Below are 21,535 nucleotides of genomic sequence, written 5' to 3' on the forward strand. Positions count from 1 at the left end.
ACGGGCAATGGATGTCACGCTAATCGGCTACCTCGCCTGCGTTGCGGTCATACTCCTGTTGGCCGTTCGCGTTCCAATTGCATTTGCGATTGGCGGCGTTGCGGTGACCGCACTTTTTCTGGTCTTCTCGATGCGCACCGGCACGTTCATGCCCGAAAGAGCGTTTTTTCGCACGCTCTCGATCGCGTTTTCCAGCAGCTTCGAACTGATTCACTCATACAACCTGTCAATGATTCCGCTTTTCATAGCGCTTGGTCACGTTGCGTCCATTACCGGGATCACGACCGGAATATATGAAGCCGCAAGGGTGTGGCTGGTGCGGTTGCCTGGTGGAATTGCCATTGCATCAATCGCCGGTTGTGGCGGGTTTTCCGCCATTTCCGGCTCGTCTCTGGCCTGTGCCTCAACAATGGGGAAGATATGCACGCCTGAGATGCTGAAGATGAAATATGACGAACGGCTTGCGACGGCCAGTGTTGCGGCCGGCGGAACCCTCGGTTCTCTCATACCGCCTTCGATCCTTTTCATCGTCTATGGCATCTTCACGGAAACCTCAATCGGACAGCTCTTTCTGGCCGGTTTCCTGCCTGGGCTTTTGTCCCTGATCGGGTATGCGCTCGTGGTCTGGATTTGGGTGAAGAGATCGCCTGAAATCGCGCCGGCCTCAACGGATACTTTTACAAGACAAGATCGCCTGAACGTCATGTGGGGCGTGTGGCCGGCGTTTGTGCTCTTCCTCATCGTCATCGGCGGTATCTATGGCGGAGTGTTCACGGCAACCGAAGCTGCCGCGATCTCCCTGTTTTTTGCTGTTGTTCTCGGCATCTGGCGTGGCAGTATCAAATTCAGCCAGATCGTTCCCCTTATCCGTGATGTGACAGTAACGACCGGGGCAATTTTCTTCATTGCGGCCTGTGCGAAGATTTTTGTCACGCTCATTGCATTGACCGGTCTGTCCAACAGCATGCTGACCGGCCTTGAGGCAGCCAATATCGAGGGATGGCAGTTCATCGTGATGGTGTGCCTGATCTACCTCGTACTCGGCATGTTCCTGGATCCGGTCGGCATCATGATATTGACGCTGCCGCTGATGATCCCGATGGTTGAAAGCTACGGCTACAATCTCATCTGGTTCGGCGTTATCATCGTGAAACTCCTTGAGATCGGTCTGATTACGCCACCGGTCGGGCTGAACGTCTTTGTTTTGGCGGCAGCGATCGAGGGCAAAGTTCAGATCGGCAGGATTTTTGCCGGAATCTGGCGCTTTTTGGTTAGCGATATCATCGTTCTGGCCCTGCTGGTTGCCTTCCCGATCATTTCTTTGATTATTCCGCTATCGATGTAGCGCGGCCGGCCCGCCCTGAGATCTATGTGGAATGCCTGACAACCAATGACGGTTCGATGGATACATGGCTGCCGCTGCCGGAACCTGCCGTTCCTGCCAGTAGTGCGGCAATCAACCGGCCTGCGCCTTCGCCGATAGCGTAGCCTTTTGGATCTATTGTCGTAATGTCGGGAAGGGAGAACGCGCCGACATCAAAGGCTCCAAAGCCGGCGACCGCGATATCATCAGGAATACGCATGCCGCTGCGCTGGAACTCCGTCATTGCACCAAAAGCAGCTGAATCGGCCACGCACATAATAGCGTCCGTATCTGGAAACCGTTCCAGCAAAAGCTGGGCGCCCCTCGCGCCCTGGGCCATGCCGACCGGTGGCGGGCCAACCGATATGATGCGGTCGTGCGGCAGGCCGTGTTCTCGCAGGCGCTCTGTGAACCCGCGCTGGCGATCCGTTCCCCTTGTGTCGGTTTGTGTATGCCCGCCGATAAACCCGATCCTCTTGTAGCCGCGTTCGACAAGGTGGTCCGCCACCATCGAACCTGCTGCTGCCCCTGAATATCCGACCGAGTATCCAACAGGATTATGCGGCTCATCCCAGCATTCGACGACCGGTATGCCGGACCTCTTCAGACGTGAACGCGTTTTATCGGTGTGGGTGCTGCCGGTAACGACCATCGCTTCGGGCTTTCGGCGCAGCAACTGCTTGATGATCTGCTCTTCCTGATCGATGTGGTAGTTCGTGTAGCCGAGCAGGGCCTCAAGGCCGCTTTCCGCCAGGCTGTCGGTCAGGCCGCGGACCGTGTCGGCAAAGTTCGAGTTGTTGATGGAGGGAACCGTGACAGCGACAAAGCCGGTGCGCTTGGTACGCAGTTCGGATGCGCTTTTGTCGAAAATATAACCCATCTCATCGGCGATCCTCAAAATCTCCGAACGGCGCTTTTCATTGACCGAGGCGTCCTGCTTGAACGCACGCGAAACCGTCATCGTCGAAACGCCGGCCGCTTTCGCCACATCGGACATGCGCGGTTGGGTTGGTTTGCTTCTCATTCTCTGGCTCGCTTAATCCGCTTTCAAAGGACGTCTGGTTGTATCGCCAAACACGATTTTGGCCGGCAGGCGAAGAGACAGGTCGGTCTTGATCCCGTTGATACGGGCGATCAGGTTTCTGGCGCCGCGTGCGCCCATCTCGCGCCTGGGTGTGATCACTGTGGTGAGCTTTTTGGACAGAACGCCGTTGATGGACAGGTTGTTGAAGCCGACAATGCCGATGTCCTCGGGAACGCTCAGGCCCAGTTCCTCGCAGGCGACAAGGCCTGCGAAGGCGAAGTGGTCGGAAAGAAAGAACACGATGTCCGGCCGATCTTGCGTGTCTCGGGCGACGGACATCAGGCCATCGTAACCGCTGCGGTACCCGTCACCGGTCCCATGTCGGGCAGTGCGCACTTCACCGAACCCTGCATCTGAAAATGCAGTACGGATGCCGAGCAGCCGTTTTTCGGCCCGCAGGTCGTGACCGGGCTCAAATCCGACATATGCGGGCTTGCGATATCCAAGCGCGATCATTTCCTTTGCAACCTGCCGCCCTGCTTCGACATGATCGATGCCGACGCTGATATCAATCGGGTCGTCATTGTACTCCCAGGTCTCAAGGGTCGGGATGAGATCGCGCCTCAGGATGCGGCGGACCTTGTCGTCATGATCGGTACCGGTCAGCACGAGAGCGGCCGGTCGCCAAGGCCGCACAGTGTTGACCCAGTTCAATTCGCGCTCCCGGTCGTATTCGGTGGTCGTGACGATTGTGGTCAAGCCCGCGCTTTCCAGAGCCGGGCGCATGCCGTCCAGCATCTCTGCGAAAACATCGTTGAACAGTGTTGGAAACGAAATTCCGACAAGGCTTGATTGGACCCCGACAAGCGATCTTGCATTCAGATTGGGTTGATACCGGAGCCGCTCGGCGATGTCGAATATTTCAGCCCGCTTTCCCTCCGATACACCTTCCACACCACGCAGTGCCCGGGAGACTGTCATGATGGAAACGTTTGCCTCGCGGGCGACGTCGTCAATTTTCACCGTCTTTCCAGTGCGTTGTCGTCGTTTCATTCGAGGTTTCCGGCTTACGTTAGCGCTAACGTAGTTTCCCTTTTCATCGCCTTTTCAGTCACCGCACTCCTATGGCAGTGTTATCGATAACATGATGCTGCCGCGTTTGGGAGGGGGTATGCCTCAGATAGTCTTCGACAAAGTCGAGAAGCACTTCGGGACCCTGCAGGTTCTGCCGCCGCTTGATTTGTCCCTTGATGACGGCGAGTTCACAGTGCTTGTCGGCCCGTCCGGATGCGGCAAATCCACGACGCTGAGAATTCTTGCAGGGCTGGAAACCCTTTCGGCTGGGGAGATCTATTTTGACGGCAGCCCCATAAGCAATCTTGAGCCCAAGGATCGCGATATCGCGATGGTGTTTCAGGATTATGCACTCTACCCGCACATGAATATCGCCAGGAACATGTCCTTTGCCCTGCGGCTGCAGCGCGTGGCGAAAGCGGAAATTGACACAAAGGTGCAGAAGGTGGCGGAGATGCTCAACATCGCCCATCTCCTGCACCGCAAGCCGGCTGAGCTTTCGGGCGGGCAGCGCCAGCGCGTGGCCATGGGGCGGGCTCTTGTACGGGACGCCGGGACGTTCCTTTTCGACGAACCGTTGTCCAATCTTGATGCCAAGCTGCGCGCGAAGATGCGCACGGAGCTGGCGGAAATGCGCGATTCGATCGACAAGAACATGGTCTATGTCACCCATGATCAAGTCGAGGCGATGACGCTCGGTGACCGTATTGTGGTGATGAACAACGGCGTTATCCAGCAACAGGGCACGCCGGAGGAACTGTTCAAACAGCCCGTCAACAAGTTCGTCGCCGGCTTTATCGGCAGCCCCACAATGAATTTTCTGAATGGAGAACTGGCGTCGGAGGATGGACGCCTGGCCGTCAGGGGAGATGGGTTCAACCTGCCGCTTGGCGATGCCCTTGCCAGCCGTGCCGAAAAACATGGCGACAAACCGGTGATCGTCGGTGTCAGGCCGTCCTCTTTCGAGGTCGGATTGAACGGAGAGGCGCCCATGCAATTGCACGTCGCGGTGTCGGAATATCTCGGCTCCACCTCTGTTCTGGTGACCCATTGCGGTGACGCCGAACTGCTTGTGGAAACACCCAGCGACTCGCCCATCAAGGCAGGCATAAAAGCCGATTTCCACGTGAAGACAGACGAGATCATGCTCTTCGACCGGCACAGTGAAGAGCGCATCTGAAGACCACAGCTAAAGGGAGGAACAGACATGTTGTCTAAGCTGAAAACCATTGCAGGGGCCGCATTGGGCTCTGCGCTTTTGGTGAGCACCGCGCTTGCCAATCCGTACAAGGACTATGAAGGCACCACGCTTATCGTGAATTTCCCGGCGCATCCCCACTACGATGCGGTGATGCGGATCCTGCCGGAATTCACAAAGGAAACGGGCATTGAGGTCGAGGTGGATCAACTGCCCTATCTGAAAATGCGCGAACGTCAGACGCTGGAACTTGCACAGGATGAGGGTGACTACGACCTGATCGCCTATGTGGTCTTCTCCAAGGCGGATTACGTGTTCGCGGATCAGTTGGAGAACCTTGCCAGATACTTCATGAACCCGAAGCTGGCCGACCCGGGCTATGACTCCAACGATCTCATCGACGGCTATGTCTACAATATCGGATTTGCCGGCGGCGATAAGGGTTATCTGGAAGGCAAGACCGGATCGCTTTTCGGAATCCCTTACGGTTCGGAAACATCGATCTTGGGATACCGGAAAGACATCTTCGAAAAACACGGTCTCAAAGTGCCGGAAACCTATGACGAGATGCTGGAACTTGCCTGCAAGATCCCGGAACTCGAGCCCGGCATGGGCGGTGTTGCATCCCGCGCCGCGTCCGGTCACCATGCCGCGCATGCCTTCCTGCTGCATCTTGCGCCGCTCGGTGGGCGTGTTTTCGACGACCAGTGGAAACCGATCGTCAACAATGAAGCCGGAGTCCAGGCTGCCGAAGCGCTGAAAAAGATCGTCGATTGCGGTCCCGAAGGTGCATCTTCCTTCGGTTTCGGCGAAGCGCTTGGCGCATTCCTCAATGGCGATACGGCAATGTTCCTCGACACCACAGTTGTTGCGGGTCAGATCGACGATCCCAACAAATCGCAGGTTGTCGGCAAGGTCGACTGGGCGCTGCATCCGATGGGCGTTCGCCGTGGCTCGCAGACAGGCGGATTCGGCATTGGCATTCCGAAGAATGCCGAGAACAAGGAAGCCGCCTTCCTGCTGATGCAGTGGCTGACCTCCAAGAAGGGCGACAAGCTGGTTGCGCTTGCCGGCGGCAACCCTTCGCGCTTTTCCACGCATGCCGACGCGGACGTGAACGCCAAATTCCCGCATATGGCGACCTTCGGCGAGGCGCTGAAACACGCCGATCCTGATTGGCGCCCGATCATTCCGGTCTGGGGCAAGATCAACGCCGACCTCGGCACCACCCTGTCGAAGGTTCTGACCGAGGATCTGGATGTTCAGGAAGCGCTGAACGGCGTGGCTGAGCGGACTGAGGCCGTGATGGATGAGGCCGGTTACTACACCTGGCAGTAACCCTCCCAAGCCGGTGCGGGCGTTTTTGACGCCCGCACCGACACAAACCAAGGCACCAAACAAGGAAACCCGGCAGCCATGAAGACGGCGGCGATCAACAGACTGGCACCTTATGTGTTCATTGCTCCTGCTGCAGTGACCATGCTGATCGCGCTGGTCTATCCGCTCGGATACATGATTTACGGCAGTTTCCGGTCCTGGGACCCCAGCCAGAAGCTCGGGGAAACCGAGTTCATAGGCCTCGGCAATTACATTCAGTTGGCGAACGATCCGGCCTTTCTGGAGAGCCTCGGCGTGACGTTGAAATTTGCCCTGGTGGTGGTTTCCATCGAGATGCTGCTTGGTGTCGGCCTGGCTTTGTTACTCGACCGCAGCATTCGGGGCATGTCCGTCCTGCGGACCCTTTTTATCCTACCGATGATGATTGCGCCCGTCGTGGTCGGACTGATGTGGCGGTACATGTACCATCCGACCGTCGGCACATTTAACCGGTCGCTCAAGGCCGTTGGTCTGGACGGTGTCGACTGGCTTGGCGAATATGCGCTCATGTCGGTGATCATTGCCGATATCTGGCAGTGGACACCGTTCATCTTCATCCTGAGCCTTGCTGCGCTTCAATCCCTGCCGCAATCGGCGCTTGAAGCCTCGCGTATCGATGGCGCATCGCCCTGGCAGCAGATCATCCACATCAAGCTGCCGCTGATGATGCCTGTTCTCATCGTGACCTGCCTGCTGCGACTGATCGATGCCTTCAAGGTGCTTGAAGTTATTCTGGTGATGACTGAGGGCGGCCCGGGGCTTTCGACCGAAATCATGGCGCTGCGGATCTCGCGTACGGCGACGGAGTTCCGTGAGCTGGGCGTTGCGGCGGCCATGTCGAATTATCTTTTAATGATGCTGATGCTTTTGACGGTCGGCATGTTTGCCTTCACCCGCTGGCAGGAACTGCGCGCCGCGCGCCAGCGCAAGATGATCGAAGAGGAGGCGTAGCCCATGTCTTCCGCGACCCATCAAAAACAGAACCCGGCCTTCTACGCGCTGCTTGTTCTGCTGGTTTTCATGGCGATCGGGCCGGTCCTGCTGATGCTGGCGAACTCATTCAAGCTTGATGTGGATATCATCTCCGGCGCGACCGGGCTGATCTTTCTGCCCACTATCCAGAATTACGAGACGGCTTTGTGCGACATCATCTGGTATGAGCCCGATCACCTTGATTTCTGCGCTCTGAAATTCGGCGGTTCATTCATCAACTCGATCATTATCGCGCTGTTTTCCACGGCGCTCACGCTGGTGATCGGATGCATGGCCGCCTATGCGCTGGTTCGTTTCCGTTTCATGGGGCGCGATACGGTATCGATCTCCACCCTGTTGGTGCGCATGGCCCCGCCGGCCGTTCTGCTGGTGCCGGTCTTCGGTCTTTGGAACAACGAGTTCTGCATCGACAAGAACACGATGGTCGGCGAATGGATCCGCGACACTTTCGGTGGCCGGGGCGATGTGTGCCTGGCGGGAACCCATTCCGGCATTATCATTATCTACGTCGCCATGAACCTGCCCTTCGTGATCTGGATTTTGCAGAGCTTTATCGTCCAGGTGCCGCGGCCGCTCGAAGAGGCGGCAAGGGTTGATGGCGCCGGACCGTTTCAGGTTTTTTTCCTGGTTGTTTTGCCGCTTATCAAACCAGGTCTGGCAGCGGCGGCCATCTTCACATTCCGGGTTGCGTGGAACGAATATCTGCTTGCCAGCGCGCTTTCAGACCGTGACACCAAAACGGTGCCGATCCTGATCGTCAACAACATGTCGGAATTCAATGTCGAGTGGGGTGTTATCATGGCCACTGGCATGTTGCTGGCGGTTCCGCCGATCATATTCACGCTGCTTGCATCACGACAGATCATCACCGGCATGACAGCCGGGGCGGTCAAGGGATAGCAGCATGTTTGAGTGGCTTGCCGCACCTCTTGACGCCACACGTGTGCACGATGTCGGCTTTCATCTGTCCTGGCATGCACGCCTGATGGTGATCGCCTGGGGCGTTCTGGTGCCTGTCGGCGTCCTTGCGGCCCGCTATTTCAAGATCCTGCCAGGCCAGCCCTGGCCGCAGGAAATGGATAACCGGACCTGGTGGAATGCCCATCGATTTTGTCAGTATTCAGCGGTCGGTCTGACAGCCGCAGCAATCGCGCTCATCAAGCTATCCCCTGATGTGAGCTGGGCATCGGGCATCCATTATCTGGCCGGCTGGGCCGTTGCCGCACTTGCCGCCGTTCAGGTCGGGGGAGGTATTTTTCGCGGCACCAAGGGTGGGCCGACAGAGCCTGCACCTGATGGATCCTGGCGGGGCGATCACTATGACATGACCAAGCGCCGGATCATCTTCGAATATACACACAAGACGCTCGGCTACGTGGCCATGCTTGTAGCCGCCGTCGCAATGATTTCCGGGTTGTGGCAGGCCAATGCGCCAAGATGGATGCCGCTGGCGATCGGTGCCTGGTGGGTATTTCTATTGGTTCTGGCTGTCCATTTGCAGCGATTGGGAATGTGTGTCGATACCTATCAGGCGCATTGGGGGACCGACAACATCCATCCGGGTAACAACCGGGAAAGGCCGATCGGGTTCCGTATCAGGCGCATGGAACATCCCCAGCCCGGGGATGAGGTTTCAAACTGAGAATAGGTTCGCTTCGGTGACGTGGTGATGAATGCGGCCGTCGAAGAACTCGGCCACGATTTCGCCCGTCACGTCGCGCGATTGGGATCGGGCCGGTGAGGAGAGGGCGCTGTCCATGGCTGCGCGGTCGGCATAGCTGATTGCCAGAATAAGCGGGAATTCGGGCGCGCCCTCATCACGCTCTTCGGAGAACATGACGCGGACTTCCAGCGCACCGGGAAACTGTTTCCACAGGGGAACCAACCGCTCCAGCACAGCGTCGCGAAAGGCCTGTGTCTGTCCGTCGTGAACCTGCCCTTCGAACAGGGCGTAGCGGGTTATCATGAGAATTGATCCTTGGTTGGGCCCTTGAAATATTCCATCACGGCGGCCTGATCCTCGCCGCCAAGGCCCGCTGCGGTCAGCATCTTGTGTATTTCCATACACAGCGCGGTCATGGGCATGGATGTCCCGGTCTGCATCGAGAGTTCTTGCGCAAAGGTGAGATCCTTGACCATGTTGTCGATGCGCCCGGTCCGGCGATAATCCCGTGTCGCGAAGCGGGGCATGTATTCCTGCAGCAGGGCGCTGTCGGCCCGTCCGCCCTTCAAGGCAACCGGAATTTTCTCAGCATCCACGCCGGCGTCGAGCGCCAGTTGCGTTGCTTCAGCCACCGCGAGGAAGCCGAGGCCGCACAGAACCTGATTGATGATCTTGGTGGTCTGGCCGGCACCGCTCGGGCCCATATGGGTGTAGTTCCTGGCGACGTGCTTCAGGCACTCATGCGCTTTTTCGACATCGGCTTCATCACCGCCGGCCATTAAAGTCAGTTCGCCGATCAATGCCTTTGGCGCGCCTCCGGACAGGGGAGAGTCGACCCAGGCGAGCCCTTTGGCTTTCGCCTGTTCAGAAAACCCGCGTGTACTTTCAGGGTCGATCGACGACATATCGATAAAAACCGTGCCGGGCTTTGAACCTTCCGCCGCGCCGCTTTCTCCGAAAGCTGCAAGCCCTACGATTTTGGCTGAGTTGAGGGAGAAGATCACAAAATCCGATCGGCTCGCCGCCTCGGCGGCCGTGGCGGATGCGTTGGCTCCCTTTTCGACAAGTTCGTCGACACGTGCCTGGTCCAGATCGAACACGTGAACCGTATTGCCGGTTTGCAGGAGGCGTGTCCCGATGGCGCCGCCCATTGCGCCGGCGCCTATCAATGCAACTGTGTTGGTCATGTTTTGTGTGCCTCCAGTTTTTTGCGGATATCGGAGACGATCGAATCCAGATCGCCACTGATATCGATGTCGACAAAGAGCTCGTCATGTGTTGGTGGTTCAAGCGCGTCGAATTGGCTGTCGAGTAACGACAGCGGCATGAAATGACCGGTGCGGGCTGCCATGCGCGTTTCAATCAGCTCTCGCGAGCCGTTGAGGAAAATGAAGCAGACATCGCCGCCGGCAGTCATTCTGATGATATCGCGATAGCCGCGTTTAAGCGCCGAGCAGCCGATGGCGACCGGCTCGGCATGATCCCTCATGGTTTCGCCGATTTGCATGAGCCATGGCAGGCGGTCTTCGTCGGTCAGCGGCTCACCTGCCGCCATCTTGTCAATGTTGCGTTGCGGGTGCAGTGCATCTCCGTCGATAAACGCCCATCCATATTGGGTGATGAGCGCCTCGCCAACACTTGTCTTGCCACATCCGGCAACACCCATAATGATGAATTTTCCGCTCACAGGGATGCCGTGATGCCGCCGTCAACGTAAATGGTCTGGCCGTTGACGAAGCTTGAGGCATCCGAGGCGAGGAAGATGCAGGCGCCCCGCAATTCTTCGACATCTCCCCAGCGTCCGGCCGGTGTGCGCTTTTCGAGCCAGGCGGAAAATTCGGCGTCTGCGACAAGGGCCGCATTGAGCGGGGTGTCGAAATAACCGGGTGCAATCGCATTGCATTGCAGTCCGTACTTTGCCCAGTCCGTCGCCATGCCCTTTGTCAGGTTTGCGACGGCACCCTTGGTGGCCGTGTACGGCGCAATAGACGGTCTTGCCAGGCTCGATTGCACCGACGCAATGTTGATGATCTTGCCTGCCTTGCGGTCAATCATATGACGGGCGGCCGCCTGGCCGACATGAAACACTGAGGCAATGTTGGTCTGCAGCAGTTTTTCGAATGCCGAAGCCTCAAACTCTTCCAGCGGTGCGCGGTGCTGCATGCCGGCATTGTTGACCAGGATGTCGATCGCACCGGATGATTTCTCATAGGTGTCGATAGCGGCGCGGACAGCATCATGATCCGTCACATCAAAGGCTAAGACGCTGCAATCATTGTCGAATTTTGATGTCGCATCTTTCAACTTTGTTTCGTCACGGCCATTCAGGATGACATGCGCCCCTGCTTCGGCAAGGCCTTTTGCCAGTGCGAAACCAATCCCCTGAGAAGAGCCGGTGATCAAGGCGGTGCGGCCCGACAGGTCAAACATTTTCATAAGAAGCTAATCCTTATTTTGCCCTCGACATTCAAAATTATGCGTATATGTTATCGATAACATTTTCAAGCCGTGGAGTGTGATTTCGTGTCCAAACCCGAAATTTTGCAGATGGGTCCATACCCGTCCTGGGACGAGGCCCCCCTGTCGGAGGCCTTTGTGTTGCATCGTTATTTTGAAGCTGAGGACAAGCCGGCGCTGCTGCGCGACCACGCCGCCGGTATTCGCGGCATCGCGACGCGCGGCGAGATCGGCGCCGATCGTGCAACGATTGAAGCACTCCCCAACCTTGAGGTGATTTCCGTCTACGGTGTCGGCTACGACGCAGTGGACCTTGATGCCTGCGCTGAGCGCGGGATCAAGGTCACCAACACACCCGATGTGCTGACACAGGATGTTGCCGATCTTGGCGTGGCGATGATGCTCTGCCACTCGCGCGGGATGATCGGGGCGGAACAGTGGGTGCGTGACGGCAGCTGGGTGCGTGAGGGGCTCTATCCGCTGAAGCGCCGCGTCTTCGGCAAAAAGGCCGGCGTATTGGGATTGGGCCGTATCGGATACGAGGTCGCCAAGCGGCTGGCGGGCTTCGACATGGATATCGCCTATAGCGATGTGGGGAAGAAAGACTATGCGCCGGACTGGACATATTTTGATGATCCCGTGGCGCTGGCGCAGCACGCCGATTTCCTTTTTGTCACGCTCGCAGCTTCGGCTGAGACACGGCATATTGTCGGCACCGACGTGATCAATGCCGTCGGTCCGCAAGGCATGATCGTCAATATCTCCCGAGCATCCAATATCGATGAGGAAGCACTGCTGGCCGCGCTGGCGAGCGGGGCGCTCGGGTCGGCCGCACTTGATGTGTTCGAGGGTGAACCGGCCCTTGATCCACGCTTCCTGGAACTGGACAATGTGCTGTTGCAGCCTCACCACGCATCCGGAACATTTGAAACCCGCAAAGCAATGGGCAAGCTCGTGCGCGACAATCTTATCGCGCATTTTGACGGCAAGCCCTTGCTGACACCGGTCAATTGAGGATCAGATATGAAGGCGATAGTGATCCATGCGGCAAAGGACCTGCGCGTCGAAGACCGCGCAATCGAACAGCCGGGCGAGGGGCAGGTGCGTGTCAAGCTGGCGGCTGGCGGGATCTGCGGATCGGACCTGCATTACTTCAATCATGGCGGTTTCGGCACGGTGCGGCTGAAGGAGCCGATGATCCTTGGTCATGAAGTCGCCGGCCGTATCGATGCGCTGGGTAAAGGTGTGGCCGGACTTCAGATTGGTGATCTTGTCGCCGTTTCGCCGTCACGTCCCTGCCATGCGTGCGAATACTGCGACAAGGGTCTCTACAATCACTGTCTTAATATGCGGTTTTACGGGTCCGCGATGCCGTTTCCCCATATCCAGGGTGCTTTCCGGGAGGTGCTGGTCGCCGATGCGAACCAGTGTGTTCTCGCCAACGGCATAACGCCGGGTGAAGCAGCCATGGCGGAGCCGCTGTCGGTTTGCCTGCACGCCGCGCGCCGGGCAGGCTCGCTTGCCGGCAAGAAGGTGCTTATCACCGGCTCCGGCCCCATTGGCACATTATGTGTGCTTGCCGCAAAGGACGCGGGCGCTGCCGAAATCATCGTAACCGATCTATCGGATGAGCCGCTTGAATATGCATCAACGGTCGGCGCGACACAGGTGATCAATGTGGCAAAGGATGCCAACGCGCTTGGGGCTCATGCTGGGGTCAAGGGTACGTTCGATGTTCTGTTCGAGTGCTCGGGCGCCGCCCCGGCATTGCGTTCCGCCATACCCTTGTTGAGGCCGCGCGGGATCATCATGCAGCTTGGCCTTGGCGGCGATATGGAGCTGCCTGTGATGCAGATTACGGCCAAGGAGCTGGAGCTTCGCGGTTCGTTTCGTTTCCACGGGGAATTTGCGATTGCGGTCGAGAAAATGCAGTCGGGTGCGATTGACGTGAAGCCGCTGATCTCGCACAGCTTCCGCCTCGAAGAAGCGGAAACGGCCTTTCAGACCGCTTCCGACCGGCTGCAATCGATGAAGGCGCAGATTGTTTTCTGACCTGCAGGCTGCCCGGCGGACGAAGCATTCTTCCTGGTCCGCAATGGCTTTCCGTTGGTTACTCGAACGTGTCCGCGCCAATTGCCGATAACATGGCGTTTGCGACTTCGATGTCCTGCTCTCCTGATCCAGAGCCGACACCGACACCGCCCACGCAGGTTCCGTCCAGCATGATCGGAAGACCCCCGGGGAGACCCGTAACGCTGCCGCCCGTGGCTGCGGCGATCAGCGGCCGGAACCCTTCGGGGATATTGGCTGAGGGCGCCCTGTTGGAAGCCGCCGTCACGGCTTTCGCCAGAGCGCTTTTGCGGCTGAGGAACTTGGCTCCGCTCATGCGCAATTCGCCCGATACTTCTCCGCTGGCGTCGACAATGACCAGGCACTGCGGCTGGCCGGTCTGCTCGGCACGTTCGATGCCCGCCTGCAGCATGCGCATCGTGCCTTCATGTGTCAGTGTCTTGGTGGATGTAAAAAAATTCATGTGTCGCCCTTTCGCTAGCATCAAGGTCGGTGTTATCGATAACACACCAGTGGTTGAGGAACGTTATGTCATTTTATGAAGTCAATGATCCGGTGTTTGAAACCTATGTTTTGGGCAATGCTCCGGTCAAGCAGATAGCGACCGGTTTCGACTGGGTGGAAGGTCCGGTGTGGTTCGGCGATGCCAATTGTCTGTTGTTCTCCGACATACCCAACAACCGCATCATGCGCTGGTCCCCGGTTGATGGTGTCAGTGTCTATCGGGAGCCTTCGAATTTTGCCAACGGTCACACGCGCGACCGGGCAGGCCGGCTGATCTCCTGTGAACATGGTGGGCGGCGGGTCACGCGTACCGAACATGACGGCACAATCACGACCATCGCAGACCGGTTCGACGGAAAACCTCTCAATTCCCCCAATGATGTTGTGGTCAAGTCGGATGGGACAATCTGGTTTTCAGATCCCCATTACGGCATCATGACCAATTATGAGGGGCACCGGTCGGAGCAGGAAAATGCCTGTGTCGTTTACCGTGCCGATCCTGAGAGCGGTTCCCTGGACCAGGTGGTCACCGACCTGCATTGCCCCAACGGGCTCGCCTTTTCGCCCGACGAAAGCACCCTTTACGTCGCCGATACGGGCCGCATGTTCGGGTCGGACCCTCAGCAGATTTACGCCTACACAATGGGGCAGGACGGCAGGCCCCAGGACGGACGGGCCTTCCACAAGATCAAACCTGGCGTTTCCGACGGATTCCGGGTCGATACGGACGGCAATATCTGGTCATCGGCCGGTGACGGAGTTCACTGCATTGCCCCGGGCGGGCGGCTGCTTGGCAAGGTTCTTGTGCCGGAGCTTGTGTCGAATGTCTGTTTCGGCGGACGCGCGAAGCATCAACTGTTCATTACAGCCACGACAAGCGTCTACACCATTCATCTGAACCGGCAGGGTATTCAGCACCCCTGACTGCCGAACGGCGAGATCGAGGCGGCGCGCCAGGCGCGCCGTCAGGACGATTACGTCGTCACACCGTCACACCGTCGCGCCGGGCGCAAGCCGGGTGCCGGAGATGACAACATCATCAACCGGTTCGCCGCGTATACGTGCAACAAGGGACTGAGCCGCCGCCTTGCCAAGCGCCTGTGTGCTGACGACGGTGGTTGTCAGCCTCTGCGGCAGGACGGAGGCTATCTCCATCGAACCCCAGCCGGCGATGGCGATGTCCTGCGGAACACGCAGGTCTTTGGACTTGCAGTAGAAATATCCGCCGATTGCCATGGCGTCATCCTGAAAATAGATGCAGTCGAGATTTCGGTTCCGGTTCAAAATTGTCTCGGTGCCGTAGAATCCGGCATAGAAGCTGGAACGGTCGCTCAGGATTTCCTCGCTTGCGAAGGTCATGTTCGATGCTTCAAGCGCGGCGATAAATCCCTTTCGGCGAAGTGCGCCGAGGCCGGGGGCAAGGGCATCGGCGCCCACATATCCTATGCGCCTGTATCCTTTCGACAGAATGTAAAGCGCCATTTCATGGCCGCAGTCATAGTGGTTGAAGCCCACCGACAGGTCGATCGGACTGGTGTTGAGATTCCAGATCTCGGCAACGGGGATGCCGTGATTGCGCAGCAGATCGCGCGTTGCCTTCGAATGTCTGGGTGCGCTCAGGATGAGGCCGGCGGGCCGCCAAGAGAGGATGTTCTTCACCCATGTTTCTTCGGTCTCGGAGCTGTTTTCATGGGCCCCGATCATGGTCTGATAACCGAACTTCGCCAGCGCGCCGTTGGTTGAGTCCAACACGGCGCCAAACAGGCTGCTTGAAAGGAAGGGGACGCTGACACCGATAATCGTCGAGGTCTGTTCGGAGCCGAAAGCGGCGGCAATCCGGTTCGGAACGTAGCCAAGCCGCTCGACCTCGCGCAACACACGCTGGCGGGTCTCTTCGGAAAAGCCGCTGGCGTTCCGCAGCACGCGCGATGCGGTCATTTTTGAAACGCCGGCTGCCTTTGCGACCTCGGAAAGGTTGACCTTTGCCTTGTTTTCCCTCGCCAAATCCAGAACTCCAGACGGTTTATGTTACCGATAACATTTTTCTTGACTCCTTGCAAAAGTCGATGTCTATTACGTTACCGGTAACTCAGTTCATAAACCGTTCCGATCTTGGGAGGAAGAGGAAATGGCGGCTGTGGGAGACGGCCTTTTCTTCGACAAAATCGTCAAGAGTTTTGGCGGGACACATGCCTTGCGTGGCGTGTCACTCCACGTCAGCCGTGGCGAAATTGTCGCCTTGCTCGGCGAGAACGGTGCCGGAAAGTCGACCTTGATCAAGGTTCTTGGCGGTATTCACACGGCCGACTCCGGCGAGGTGCGTATTGATGGCCAGCCCTATGCCCACAAGCCGGGCAGCGTGAACCACAAACAGGCGGTTGCATTCATCCACCAGGACCTCGGACTGATCGAATGGATGAGCGTTGCCGAAAACATGGCTCTGGCTCAGGGCTTTGCGCGCAAGGGCGGTTTGATCGACTGGGGTTCGGCTGCCAGGACTGCGGAACACGCTCTGGCCAAGGTCGGTTGCGATTTTGACCCGACGATGCGTATTTCCGATTTGAGCCGCACGGAAAAATCCCTGGTTGCGATTGCGCGCGCCCTTGCCGTGGAGTGCGATTTTCTCGTGCTTGACGAGCCGACGGCCAGTCTGCCCGCCGATGAGGTCGAGCGTTTGTTTGAGGCCCTGCGGCCGCTGCGGGACAAGGGTGTCGGCATGATTTATGTCAGTCACCGCCTCGACGAGATATTCAAGATCGCCGATCGCGTGTCGGTGCTGCGGGACGGCCAGATGGTCGGGCTGCGCGACGTCGAACACACGACGCCCGAAGAGCTGGTGAACCTTATTGTCGGTCGTAAAACCCGCGATATCGAAAGGCCGGACGTCGGTTCCGGACGCACTTTGCTGTCCGTCAGCAATATGCATACCGGTGGTGTCGGGCCGGTCGATTTTGAGATGTCGCAGGGCGAGGTCGTCGGAATTGTCGGATTGCGCGGGGCAGGTCATGAAGCCGTTGGCCGCGCCTTGTTCGGCGAAGGCGGATATGAAGGCACCATTCTCCTGGAGGACAGCGAACCGGATCTGTCCTCACCGCGCGCGGCGATGAAGTCCGGCATCGGACTTGTGGCGCGCGACAGGGTTGTCGAATCGATCGCGCCGACATTGTCGATTTGCGAAAACGCTTATCTCAATCCCGAGGCAACGGGCCGGGCGCCACTCTCCTTCAAGACCACTGCGTCGGAGGAAGAGGCTGCCCAGAAAATGGGCGCGGAGCTGGGCCTTTCGCCGAACGATCCGACGCTGGCCATCGAAGCTCTTTCCGGCGGCAATCAGCAAAAAGTGATTGTAGGCCGCTGGCTGGCGACCAAGCGGAAACTGCTGATTGCAGAAGATCCGACCGCCGGCGTCGACGTTGGCGCCAAGGCGGAAATCTACGCGCTTCTATTTGAAGCCCTGTCGCGCGGGATGGGTGTCCTCGTTGTATCGACGGATTTCGAGGAAGTGGCCAATATCTGCCATCGCGCGATCGTATTCAGCCGTGGCAGCGTGGTCGATGAGCTCGAAGGCGTGGGCCTGTCGACCGAAACGCTGATCCAGGCTGCCTCTGCGGGCGAAGCACAAGTCATCAAGCACAAAGAAGACAGTCATGCAGTCCATTGAATCCAATGCTCTTGAGCCGACAAAAGCAGAGCTCCGCGACCTGACGCTGGCTCAGAAGCTTATTCGTCTTGCCCCGACCTATGGTCTGGTGATCCTGACTGTCTTTCTCCTTGTACTCTTCTCGATCCTGCTTCCGAATACGTTCCCGACCCTGCTCAACCTGCGTGCGATTATCTCTGACAAGGCGATCATCGCGATCCTGAGCCTTGCCGCGATGATACCCATGGCGGCCGGACGCATCGATCTGACGGTCGGCTACGGCATCGTGCTTTGGCACATACTCGCCATATCGCTGCAGACGCTTTACGGCATTCCCTGGCCCGTCGCGGTGGTGATTGTCCTCCTGCTCGGTTGTTTTGTCGGATTTTTGAACGGTTTGCTGGTCGAGATCGCCAAGATCGATGCGTTCATTGCAACGCTCGGAACCGGTACCGTGCTTTACGCCCTGGCTCTTGCCCATACCGGAGGGCGCCAGATGGTGGGCGTTTTACCGGACGGGTTTTACGCGATCAACGGAACCTTTGTTTTCGGTCTGCCGATAACCGGGTTTTACGTCATGGCCATCGTCGTGGCGCTGTGGCTGGTGCTCGAGTACACGCCGATCGGCAGATATCTTTATGCCATCGGAGCCAATCCGCGCGCCGCCGAACTCAACGGCATTCCGACACGTAAATATGTCATCGGCGCCTTTGTCACATCGGGTGTGATGACCGCGCTTGCCGGTGTTCTGCTGGCGTCAAAACTGCGTATCGGCCAGGCCAGCGTCGGCCTTGAATTCTTGCTGCCGGCGCTTGTCGGTGCCTTTCTCGGTTCGACGACCATCAAACCGGGCCGTGTGAATGTCTGGGGCACCATGGTCGGGGTTGCGATTCTGGCCATCGGAATTTCCGGCATCCAGCAATTTGGCGGCTCGTTCTGGGTCGAACCCATGTTCAACGGCGTTACGCTGCTCGTTGCAATCGGCATTGCCGGCTATGCGCAACGTCGCAAAGGCGCCGCGAAGAAATGAATGCTTATCAGCACTTAGGGAGGAATTCATGCTGAAAAGAACCTTTTTGAAAGCCGCTTTTGCGGGAACAATGCTGACCGGGCTTGGCCTGACAATCGCCTTTGCTGAAATGGCATTCGACGGCCCAAGCGCCGGACCAAAGGCGGCGGAGGGTAAAACCATTGTGGTGCTTGCGGCCGACCTGAAAAACGGCGGCATCCTTGGCGTGACCAATGGTGTCGAGGAAGCGGCCGAGAAGATCGGCTGGACCGTTCGCGTGCTTGATGGCGGCGGGTCTGTTCAGGGCCGCACGGCCGCTTTCGGTCAGGCCATCGCTCTTCAGCCGGACGGCATCGTTATCAATGGTTTTGACGCTGTCGAACAGCAGGCGGCTCTTGATCAGGTGGCCGCCGCAAAAATCCCGATGGTGTCCTGGCATTCCGGTCCGAAGATCGGCTGTGACGCCCCTGGCGGTATTTTTGCAAATGTCTCCACCGATGCGATGACGGTTTCGGAAGAGGCGGCCAAGTGGGCCGTTGGCGATGCGGGCGGCAAGCCGGGTGTCGTCATCTTTACCGACTCCACCTACCAGATCGCCATCGACAAGGCCGACCGCATCAAGGAAACCATCGAGGAGATGGGCGGCACGGTGCTTGAATATGTCGATACGCCGATCGCCGACACGTCGAACCGTATGGGCCCGCTGACGACCAACCTGCTGCAGAAATATGGTGACCAGTGGACGCACGCCCTTGCGATCAATGATATCTATTTCGATTTCATGGGCCCGGCTCTTGCCGCCGCCGGCATCAAGGGTGACGGCTCGCCAAAGGCAGTCGCCGCCGGCGATGGATCGGAATCAGCCTTTCAGCGCATCGCGACCGGGCAATATCAGTCCATCACCGTTGCCGAGCCGCTGAACCTGCAGGGATGGCAACTGGTTGATGAGCTGAACCGCGCTGTTCAGGGCGAGGCCTGTTCGGGCTATGTCACGGCGCCGGCGGTGGTGAATATGGAAGGGGCGAAGGCGATGGGCGACAGCCCCATCTTCGATCCGGACAATGGCTACCGTGCAGCCTACGGAAAAATCTGGGGCAAGTAACACTCCCCATGGCGTCACGCCCTCGGGGGCGTGACGCCATAGGTGCCCAAAAGGCTATTGTATTTGAAGTTTTGCACTCTGCCCGACCCGGTGACGGTCGGGCCGGACGGGCGGATATTTGTTGATGAAAGGGAGGCCTGCAATGCAAAGACCTCTTGTTGAAATGCGAGGCATAACCAAGCGGTTCGGCGGCGTGACGGCCTTGTCGAATGTCGATCTTGATGCCTATGCCGGCGAGGTTCTGGCTATTGTCGGCGACAATGGTGCAGGCAAATCCACACTGATCAAGATCCTGACCGGTGTTTATCAGCCGAGTTCGGGAACGATCAGCCTTGACGGCAAGCAGATGGTTTTCTCGAGCCATGCCGAGGCGATCGAGCAGGGGATTGATGCGGTTTACCAGACCTTGGCGCTGGCGGACCATCTGAGCCCGCCCGCCAACATGTTTCTCGGCAATGAGCTGACGACCCAGTTTCTCGGGCTGACGGTTCTGGATAACAAGCGGATGAAATCGGAAACTGAACGTGTGCTGATGGAGCGGCTCGGTGTGCGGCTGAAATCGCTGAGTGTTCCGACCGAAAGCCTCTCGGGCGGTCAGCGTCAGGCGCTCGCCATCGCCCGTGCGGTTTATCACGAAGGCCTGCGTGTCCTTGTCATGGATGAGCCGACGGCCGCGCTTGGTCCGCAGGAAACCGCCAGAACGCTGAAGCTGATCGAAACGCTGAAGGCCCAGGGCCTTGCCGTCATTTTGATCAGCCACTCGCTTGACGATGTATTCCAGGTATCCGACCGCATCCATGTTCAGCGGCGCGGGCAATGCGTGGGTGTCGTCAAGACCGCGGAAAGCAGCAATCAGGATGTGCTTGGCCTGATTGTGGGCGCAGAGGAGGCGGCCTGATGCCTACGATCGAAGCTCAAAAATCATTCGGCGACCGGCTGGAGCCCTATGTCGCGATCATCGGCCCCATGGTGATGATCCTTGCCATTTTGCTCTTCATGGGCGTTGCCGAGCCGGCGCGTTATTTCCGCTTCAGTAATCTCAATCTGATCCTTCTGGATGCGGCGCTCTATATGCCCATGGCGATGGCAATGACATTTGTCATCACCCAAAGGGGCATTGATCTTTCGATTGGCTCGATTGCTGCGCTGTCGGCCATCATTATGGCCTTTCTGATCAAGCAGTTCGGCTTTTCCGTCTACATTGCGGTTCCGATCGCGATTGCGCTGGGTGCGTTGATGGGGCTGATCAACGGTCTTGTGATCACCCGCTTTAATGTGCCTGATCTTATCGGTACTTTGGCGATGGATCTTGTTTATCGCGGGTTTGCGCTGGTGCTTGCAAAGGGCCTTGTTCTGGCGCGGTTCCCGGAATTCCTGACGGAGATCGGCCGGGGGCAGATCCCGGGTTTTGTGCCGATACCGGTGCTGATCGGCATTGCCACCATGATCGGCGGATATCTCTTGCTGACAAGAACCTATTTCGGCCGCTACACCATTGCCATCGGCTCCAATCCGGAAGCCGCGCAACTGACCGGCATCTCTGTCAACCGCCACAAGGTCTATGCCTATGTGCTTTGCGGCGCCAGTGCGGCACTGGCCGGTGTGATGCTGACAGGCAAGCTGAATGCCATCCAGGCGACTTCGGCGCCGTATTTCAATCTTCACGTTATTGCGGCTGTTGTTGTCGGCGGCACGTCGTTGTTTGGCGGCCGTGCGTCGATGCTCGGCTCCTTTGCGGGCGTGCTGCTCCTTTCGATGATGATCAACGCGCTTGTCACCTTGAGGATCGAGTTCTTCTGGCAGTCCGTGGCATCCGGTGTCGTCATTGTCAGTTCCGTCGCGCTCTATGCGTGGATGCAAAAGAAAGATCGCGATGGAACAGGCGGCTGGCTGGCGGGCCTTTTCACACCTGACGGAAAGAAAATGTTTCGCTTCAGTGCCGCAATTATCGGCGTGCTTCTCGTCCTGTTGGCGTTTGGTGCGTTCACCGCGGGTGATCCCAGACCAAGTGGGTAACCCGAAAACCGCGGGGTGGCCGGGCGGGGGTGCAGCCCCGACACC

General features: G+C 58.1%; 21 protein-coding genes and 1 pseudogene. 14 read left to right on the forward strand and 8 right to left on the reverse strand.

What is annotated here, in order from left to right:
• Window positions 1-7 precede the first annotated feature (7 nt).
• The gene (locus OQ273_RS02905; RefSeq protein WP_267988974.1) at window positions 8-1,345 is read left to right on the forward strand and encodes a TRAP transporter large permease; all 1,338 of its coding nucleotides are present in this window, start codon (window positions 8-10) and stop codon (window positions 1,343-1,345) included.
• Between the two features lie 22 nt (window positions 1,346-1,367).
• Here the strand turns inward: OQ273_RS02905 and OQ273_RS02910 are convergent, their stop codons facing one another.
• Together OQ273_RS02910 and OQ273_RS02915 are read right to left on the reverse strand one after the other, a co-directional pair.
• Window positions 1,368-2,387: a LacI family DNA-binding transcriptional regulator gene (locus OQ273_RS02910; protein ID WP_267988975.1), complete on the reverse strand. Its 1,020-nt coding sequence runs from the start codon at window positions 2,385-2,387 to the stop codon at window positions 1,368-1,370.
• A gap of 12 nt (window positions 2,388-2,399) precedes the next feature.
• Entirely contained in the window at window positions 2,400-3,440 is a 1,041-nt protein-coding gene (locus OQ273_RS02915) for a LacI family DNA-binding transcriptional regulator (protein ID WP_267988976.1), read from the reverse strand.
• A 118-nt stretch (window positions 3,441-3,558) separates the two neighbouring features.
• Here OQ273_RS02915 and OQ273_RS02920 point away from each other — a divergent pair, with 118 nt between their 5' ends.
• From OQ273_RS02920 to OQ273_RS02940, 5 genes are all read left to right on the forward strand, one after another.
• Complete coding sequence (locus tag OQ273_RS02920) at window positions 3,559-4,641, forward strand: ABC transporter ATP-binding protein (protein WP_267988977.1); 1,083 nt, start codon at window positions 3,559-3,561, stop codon at window positions 4,639-4,641.
• 27 nt (window positions 4,642-4,668) lie between these two features.
• Window positions 4,669-5,997 (forward strand): extracellular solute-binding protein, encoded by a 1,329-nt coding sequence (locus tag OQ273_RS02925; RefSeq protein ID WP_267988978.1) that lies wholly within the window; start codon window positions 4,669-4,671, stop codon window positions 5,995-5,997.
• Window positions 5,998-6,075: 78 nt separating this feature from the next.
• Window positions 6,076-6,987, forward strand: coding sequence for a carbohydrate ABC transporter permease (locus OQ273_RS02930; RefSeq protein WP_267988979.1), 912 nt, complete (start codon window positions 6,076-6,078; stop codon window positions 6,985-6,987).
• A 3-nt stretch (window positions 6,988-6,990) separates the two neighbouring features.
• On the forward strand, window positions 6,991-7,929 hold the full coding sequence (locus OQ273_RS02935; RefSeq protein ID WP_267988980.1) for a carbohydrate ABC transporter permease: 939 nt from the start codon (window positions 6,991-6,993) through the stop codon (window positions 7,927-7,929).
• A gap of 4 nt (window positions 7,930-7,933) precedes the next feature.
• Entirely contained in the window at window positions 7,934-8,671 is a 738-nt protein-coding gene (locus OQ273_RS02940; protein WP_267988981.1) for a cytochrome b561 domain-containing protein, read from the forward strand.
• Here the strand turns inward: OQ273_RS02940 and OQ273_RS02945 are convergent.
• From OQ273_RS02945 to OQ273_RS02960, 4 genes and pseudogenes are all read right to left on the reverse strand, one after another.
• Window positions 8,663-8,995, reverse strand: a complete 333-nt coding sequence (locus tag OQ273_RS02945) for an antibiotic biosynthesis monooxygenase (RefSeq protein WP_267988982.1) — start codon at window positions 8,993-8,995, stop codon at window positions 8,663-8,665. The two genes, OQ273_RS02940 and OQ273_RS02945, sit on opposite strands and share 9 nt — an antisense overlap.
• Window positions 8,992-9,897 (reverse strand): annotated as a pseudogene (locus OQ273_RS02950) (NAD(P)-dependent oxidoreductase); the annotation flags it as partial. The gene OQ273_RS02945 and the pseudogene OQ273_RS02950, both read right to left, overlap by 4 nt.
• The gene (locus OQ273_RS02955; protein WP_333781678.1) at window positions 9,876-10,379 is read right to left on the reverse strand and encodes a gluconokinase; all 504 of its coding nucleotides are present in this window, start codon (window positions 10,377-10,379) and stop codon (window positions 9,876-9,878) included. The pseudogene OQ273_RS02950 and the gene OQ273_RS02955, both read right to left, overlap by 22 nt.
• Window positions 10,376-11,128 carry an SDR family oxidoreductase gene (locus OQ273_RS02960; protein ID WP_267988984.1) on the reverse strand — a complete coding sequence of 251 codons (753 nt, stop codon included), beginning with the start codon at window positions 11,126-11,128 and terminating at the stop codon, window positions 10,376-10,378. Before OQ273_RS02960 ends, OQ273_RS02955 begins: the two co-directional genes overlap by 4 nt.
• 87 nt (window positions 11,129-11,215) lie before the next feature.
• Here OQ273_RS02960 and OQ273_RS02965 point away from each other — a divergent pair, with 87 nt between their 5' ends.
• Window positions 11,216-12,163, forward strand: a complete 948-nt coding sequence (locus OQ273_RS02965) for a 2-hydroxyacid dehydrogenase (RefSeq protein WP_267988985.1) — start codon at window positions 11,216-11,218, stop codon at window positions 12,161-12,163.
• A gap of 9 nt (window positions 12,164-12,172) precedes the next feature.
• Entirely contained in the window at window positions 12,173-13,201 is a 1,029-nt protein-coding gene (locus OQ273_RS02970; RefSeq protein WP_267988986.1) for an L-idonate 5-dehydrogenase, read from the forward strand.
• Between the two features lie 58 nt (window positions 13,202-13,259).
• Here the strand turns inward: OQ273_RS02970 and OQ273_RS02975 are convergent, their stop codons facing one another.
• The gene (locus OQ273_RS02975) at window positions 13,260-13,682 is read right to left on the reverse strand and encodes a GlcG/HbpS family heme-binding protein (protein ID WP_267988987.1); all 423 of its coding nucleotides are present in this window, start codon (window positions 13,680-13,682) and stop codon (window positions 13,260-13,262) included.
• Between the two features lie 65 nt (window positions 13,683-13,747).
• Between OQ273_RS02975 and OQ273_RS02980 the strand changes: the two genes are divergently transcribed.
• Window positions 13,748-14,647: an SMP-30/gluconolactonase/LRE family protein gene (locus OQ273_RS02980; protein ID WP_267988988.1), complete on the forward strand. Its 900-nt coding sequence runs from the start codon at window positions 13,748-13,750 to the stop codon at window positions 14,645-14,647.
• Window positions 14,648-14,713: 66 nt separating this feature from the next.
• Here the strand turns inward: OQ273_RS02980 and OQ273_RS02985 are convergent, their stop codons facing one another.
• A complete protein-coding gene (locus OQ273_RS02985) occupies window positions 14,714-15,727 on the reverse strand; it encodes a LacI family DNA-binding transcriptional regulator (protein WP_267988989.1) in 1,014 nt (337 codons plus the stop codon).
• Window positions 15,728-15,851: 124 nt separating this feature from the next.
• Between OQ273_RS02985 and OQ273_RS02990 the strand changes: the two genes are divergently transcribed.
• The 5 genes from OQ273_RS02990 (at window position 15,852) to OQ273_RS03010 (ending at window position 21,490) form a co-directional block, all read left to right on the forward strand.
• Complete coding sequence (locus OQ273_RS02990) at window positions 15,852-17,384, forward strand: sugar ABC transporter ATP-binding protein (protein ID WP_267988990.1); 1,533 nt, start codon at window positions 15,852-15,854, stop codon at window positions 17,382-17,384.
• Window positions 17,371-18,393, forward strand: coding sequence for an ABC transporter permease (locus tag OQ273_RS02995; RefSeq protein WP_267988991.1), 1,023 nt, complete (start codon window positions 17,371-17,373; stop codon window positions 18,391-18,393). The genes OQ273_RS02990 and OQ273_RS02995 overlap by 14 nt, the downstream gene beginning before the upstream one ends.
• A 70-nt stretch (window positions 18,394-18,463) precedes the next feature.
• A complete protein-coding gene (locus tag OQ273_RS03000) occupies window positions 18,464-19,474 on the forward strand; it encodes a substrate-binding domain-containing protein (RefSeq protein ID WP_267993014.1) in 1,011 nt (336 codons plus the stop codon).
• Between the two features lie 142 nt (window positions 19,475-19,616).
• The gene (locus tag OQ273_RS03005) at window positions 19,617-20,372 is read left to right on the forward strand and encodes an ATP-binding cassette domain-containing protein (protein WP_267988992.1); all 756 of its coding nucleotides are present in this window, start codon (window positions 19,617-19,619) and stop codon (window positions 20,370-20,372) included.
• Complete coding sequence (locus tag OQ273_RS03010) at window positions 20,372-21,490, forward strand: ABC transporter permease (protein ID WP_267988993.1); 1,119 nt, start codon at window positions 20,372-20,374, stop codon at window positions 21,488-21,490. Before OQ273_RS03005 ends, OQ273_RS03010 begins: the two co-directional genes overlap by 1 nt.
• The last annotated feature ends 45 nt before the right edge of the window (window positions 21,491-21,535 follow it).

The organism is Hoeflea prorocentri, from assembly GCF_027944115.1.
Taxonomy (GTDB): Bacteria; Pseudomonadota; Alphaproteobacteria; order Rhizobiales; family Rhizobiaceae; genus Hoeflea_A; species Hoeflea_A prorocentri.

Coding starts and splice junctions, on each gene's coding strand:
- OQ273_RS02970 (WP_267988986.1), top strand. CDS start 12,173: ATGAAGGCGATAGTGATCCATGCGGCAAAGGACCTGCGCGTCGAAGAC.
- OQ273_RS03005 (WP_267988992.1), top strand. CDS start 19,617: ATGCAAAGACCTCTTGTTGAAATGCGAGGCATAACCAAGCGGTTCGGC.
- OQ273_RS02945 (WP_267988982.1), bottom strand. CDS start 8,995: ATGATAACCCGCTACGCCCTGTTCGAAGGGCAGGTTCACGACGGACAG.
- OQ273_RS03000 (WP_267993014.1), top strand. CDS start 18,464: ATGCTGACCGGGCTTGGCCTGACAATCGCCTTTGCTGAAATGGCATTC.
- OQ273_RS02920 (WP_267988977.1), top strand. CDS start 3,559: ATGCCTCAGATAGTCTTCGACAAAGTCGAGAAGCACTTCGGGACCCTG.
- OQ273_RS02940 (WP_267988981.1), top strand. CDS start 7,934: ATGTTTGAGTGGCTTGCCGCACCTCTTGACGCCACACGTGTGCACGAT.
- OQ273_RS02960 (WP_267988984.1), bottom strand. CDS start 11,128: ATGAAAATGTTTGACCTGTCGGGCCGCACCGCCTTGATCACCGGCTCT.
- OQ273_RS02995 (WP_267988991.1), top strand. CDS start 17,371: ATGCAGTCCATTGAATCCAATGCTCTTGAGCCGACAAAAGCAGAGCTC.
- OQ273_RS02975 (WP_267988987.1), bottom strand. CDS start 13,682: ATGAATTTTTTTACATCCACCAAGACACTGACACATGAAGGCACGATG.
- OQ273_RS02930 (WP_267988979.1), top strand. CDS start 6,076: ATGAAGACGGCGGCGATCAACAGACTGGCACCTTATGTGTTCATTGCT.
- OQ273_RS02915 (WP_267988976.1), bottom strand. CDS start 3,440: ATGAAACGACGACAACGCACTGGAAAGACGGTGAAAATTGACGACGTC.
- OQ273_RS02980 (WP_267988988.1), top strand. CDS start 13,748: ATGTCATTTTATGAAGTCAATGATCCGGTGTTTGAAACCTATGTTTTG.
- OQ273_RS02925 (WP_267988978.1), top strand. CDS start 4,669: ATGTTGTCTAAGCTGAAAACCATTGCAGGGGCCGCATTGGGCTCTGCG.
- OQ273_RS02910 (WP_267988975.1), bottom strand. CDS start 2,387: ATGAGAAGCAAACCAACCCAACCGCGCATGTCCGATGTGGCGAAAGCG.
- OQ273_RS02990 (WP_267988990.1), top strand. CDS start 15,852: ATGGCGGCTGTGGGAGACGGCCTTTTCTTCGACAAAATCGTCAAGAGT.
- OQ273_RS03010 (WP_267988993.1), top strand. CDS start 20,372: ATGCCTACGATCGAAGCTCAAAAATCATTCGGCGACCGGCTGGAGCCC.
- OQ273_RS02935 (WP_267988980.1), top strand. CDS start 6,991: ATGTCTTCCGCGACCCATCAAAAACAGAACCCGGCCTTCTACGCGCTG.
- OQ273_RS02905 (WP_267988974.1), top strand. CDS start 8: ATGGATGTCACGCTAATCGGCTACCTCGCCTGCGTTGCGGTCATACTC.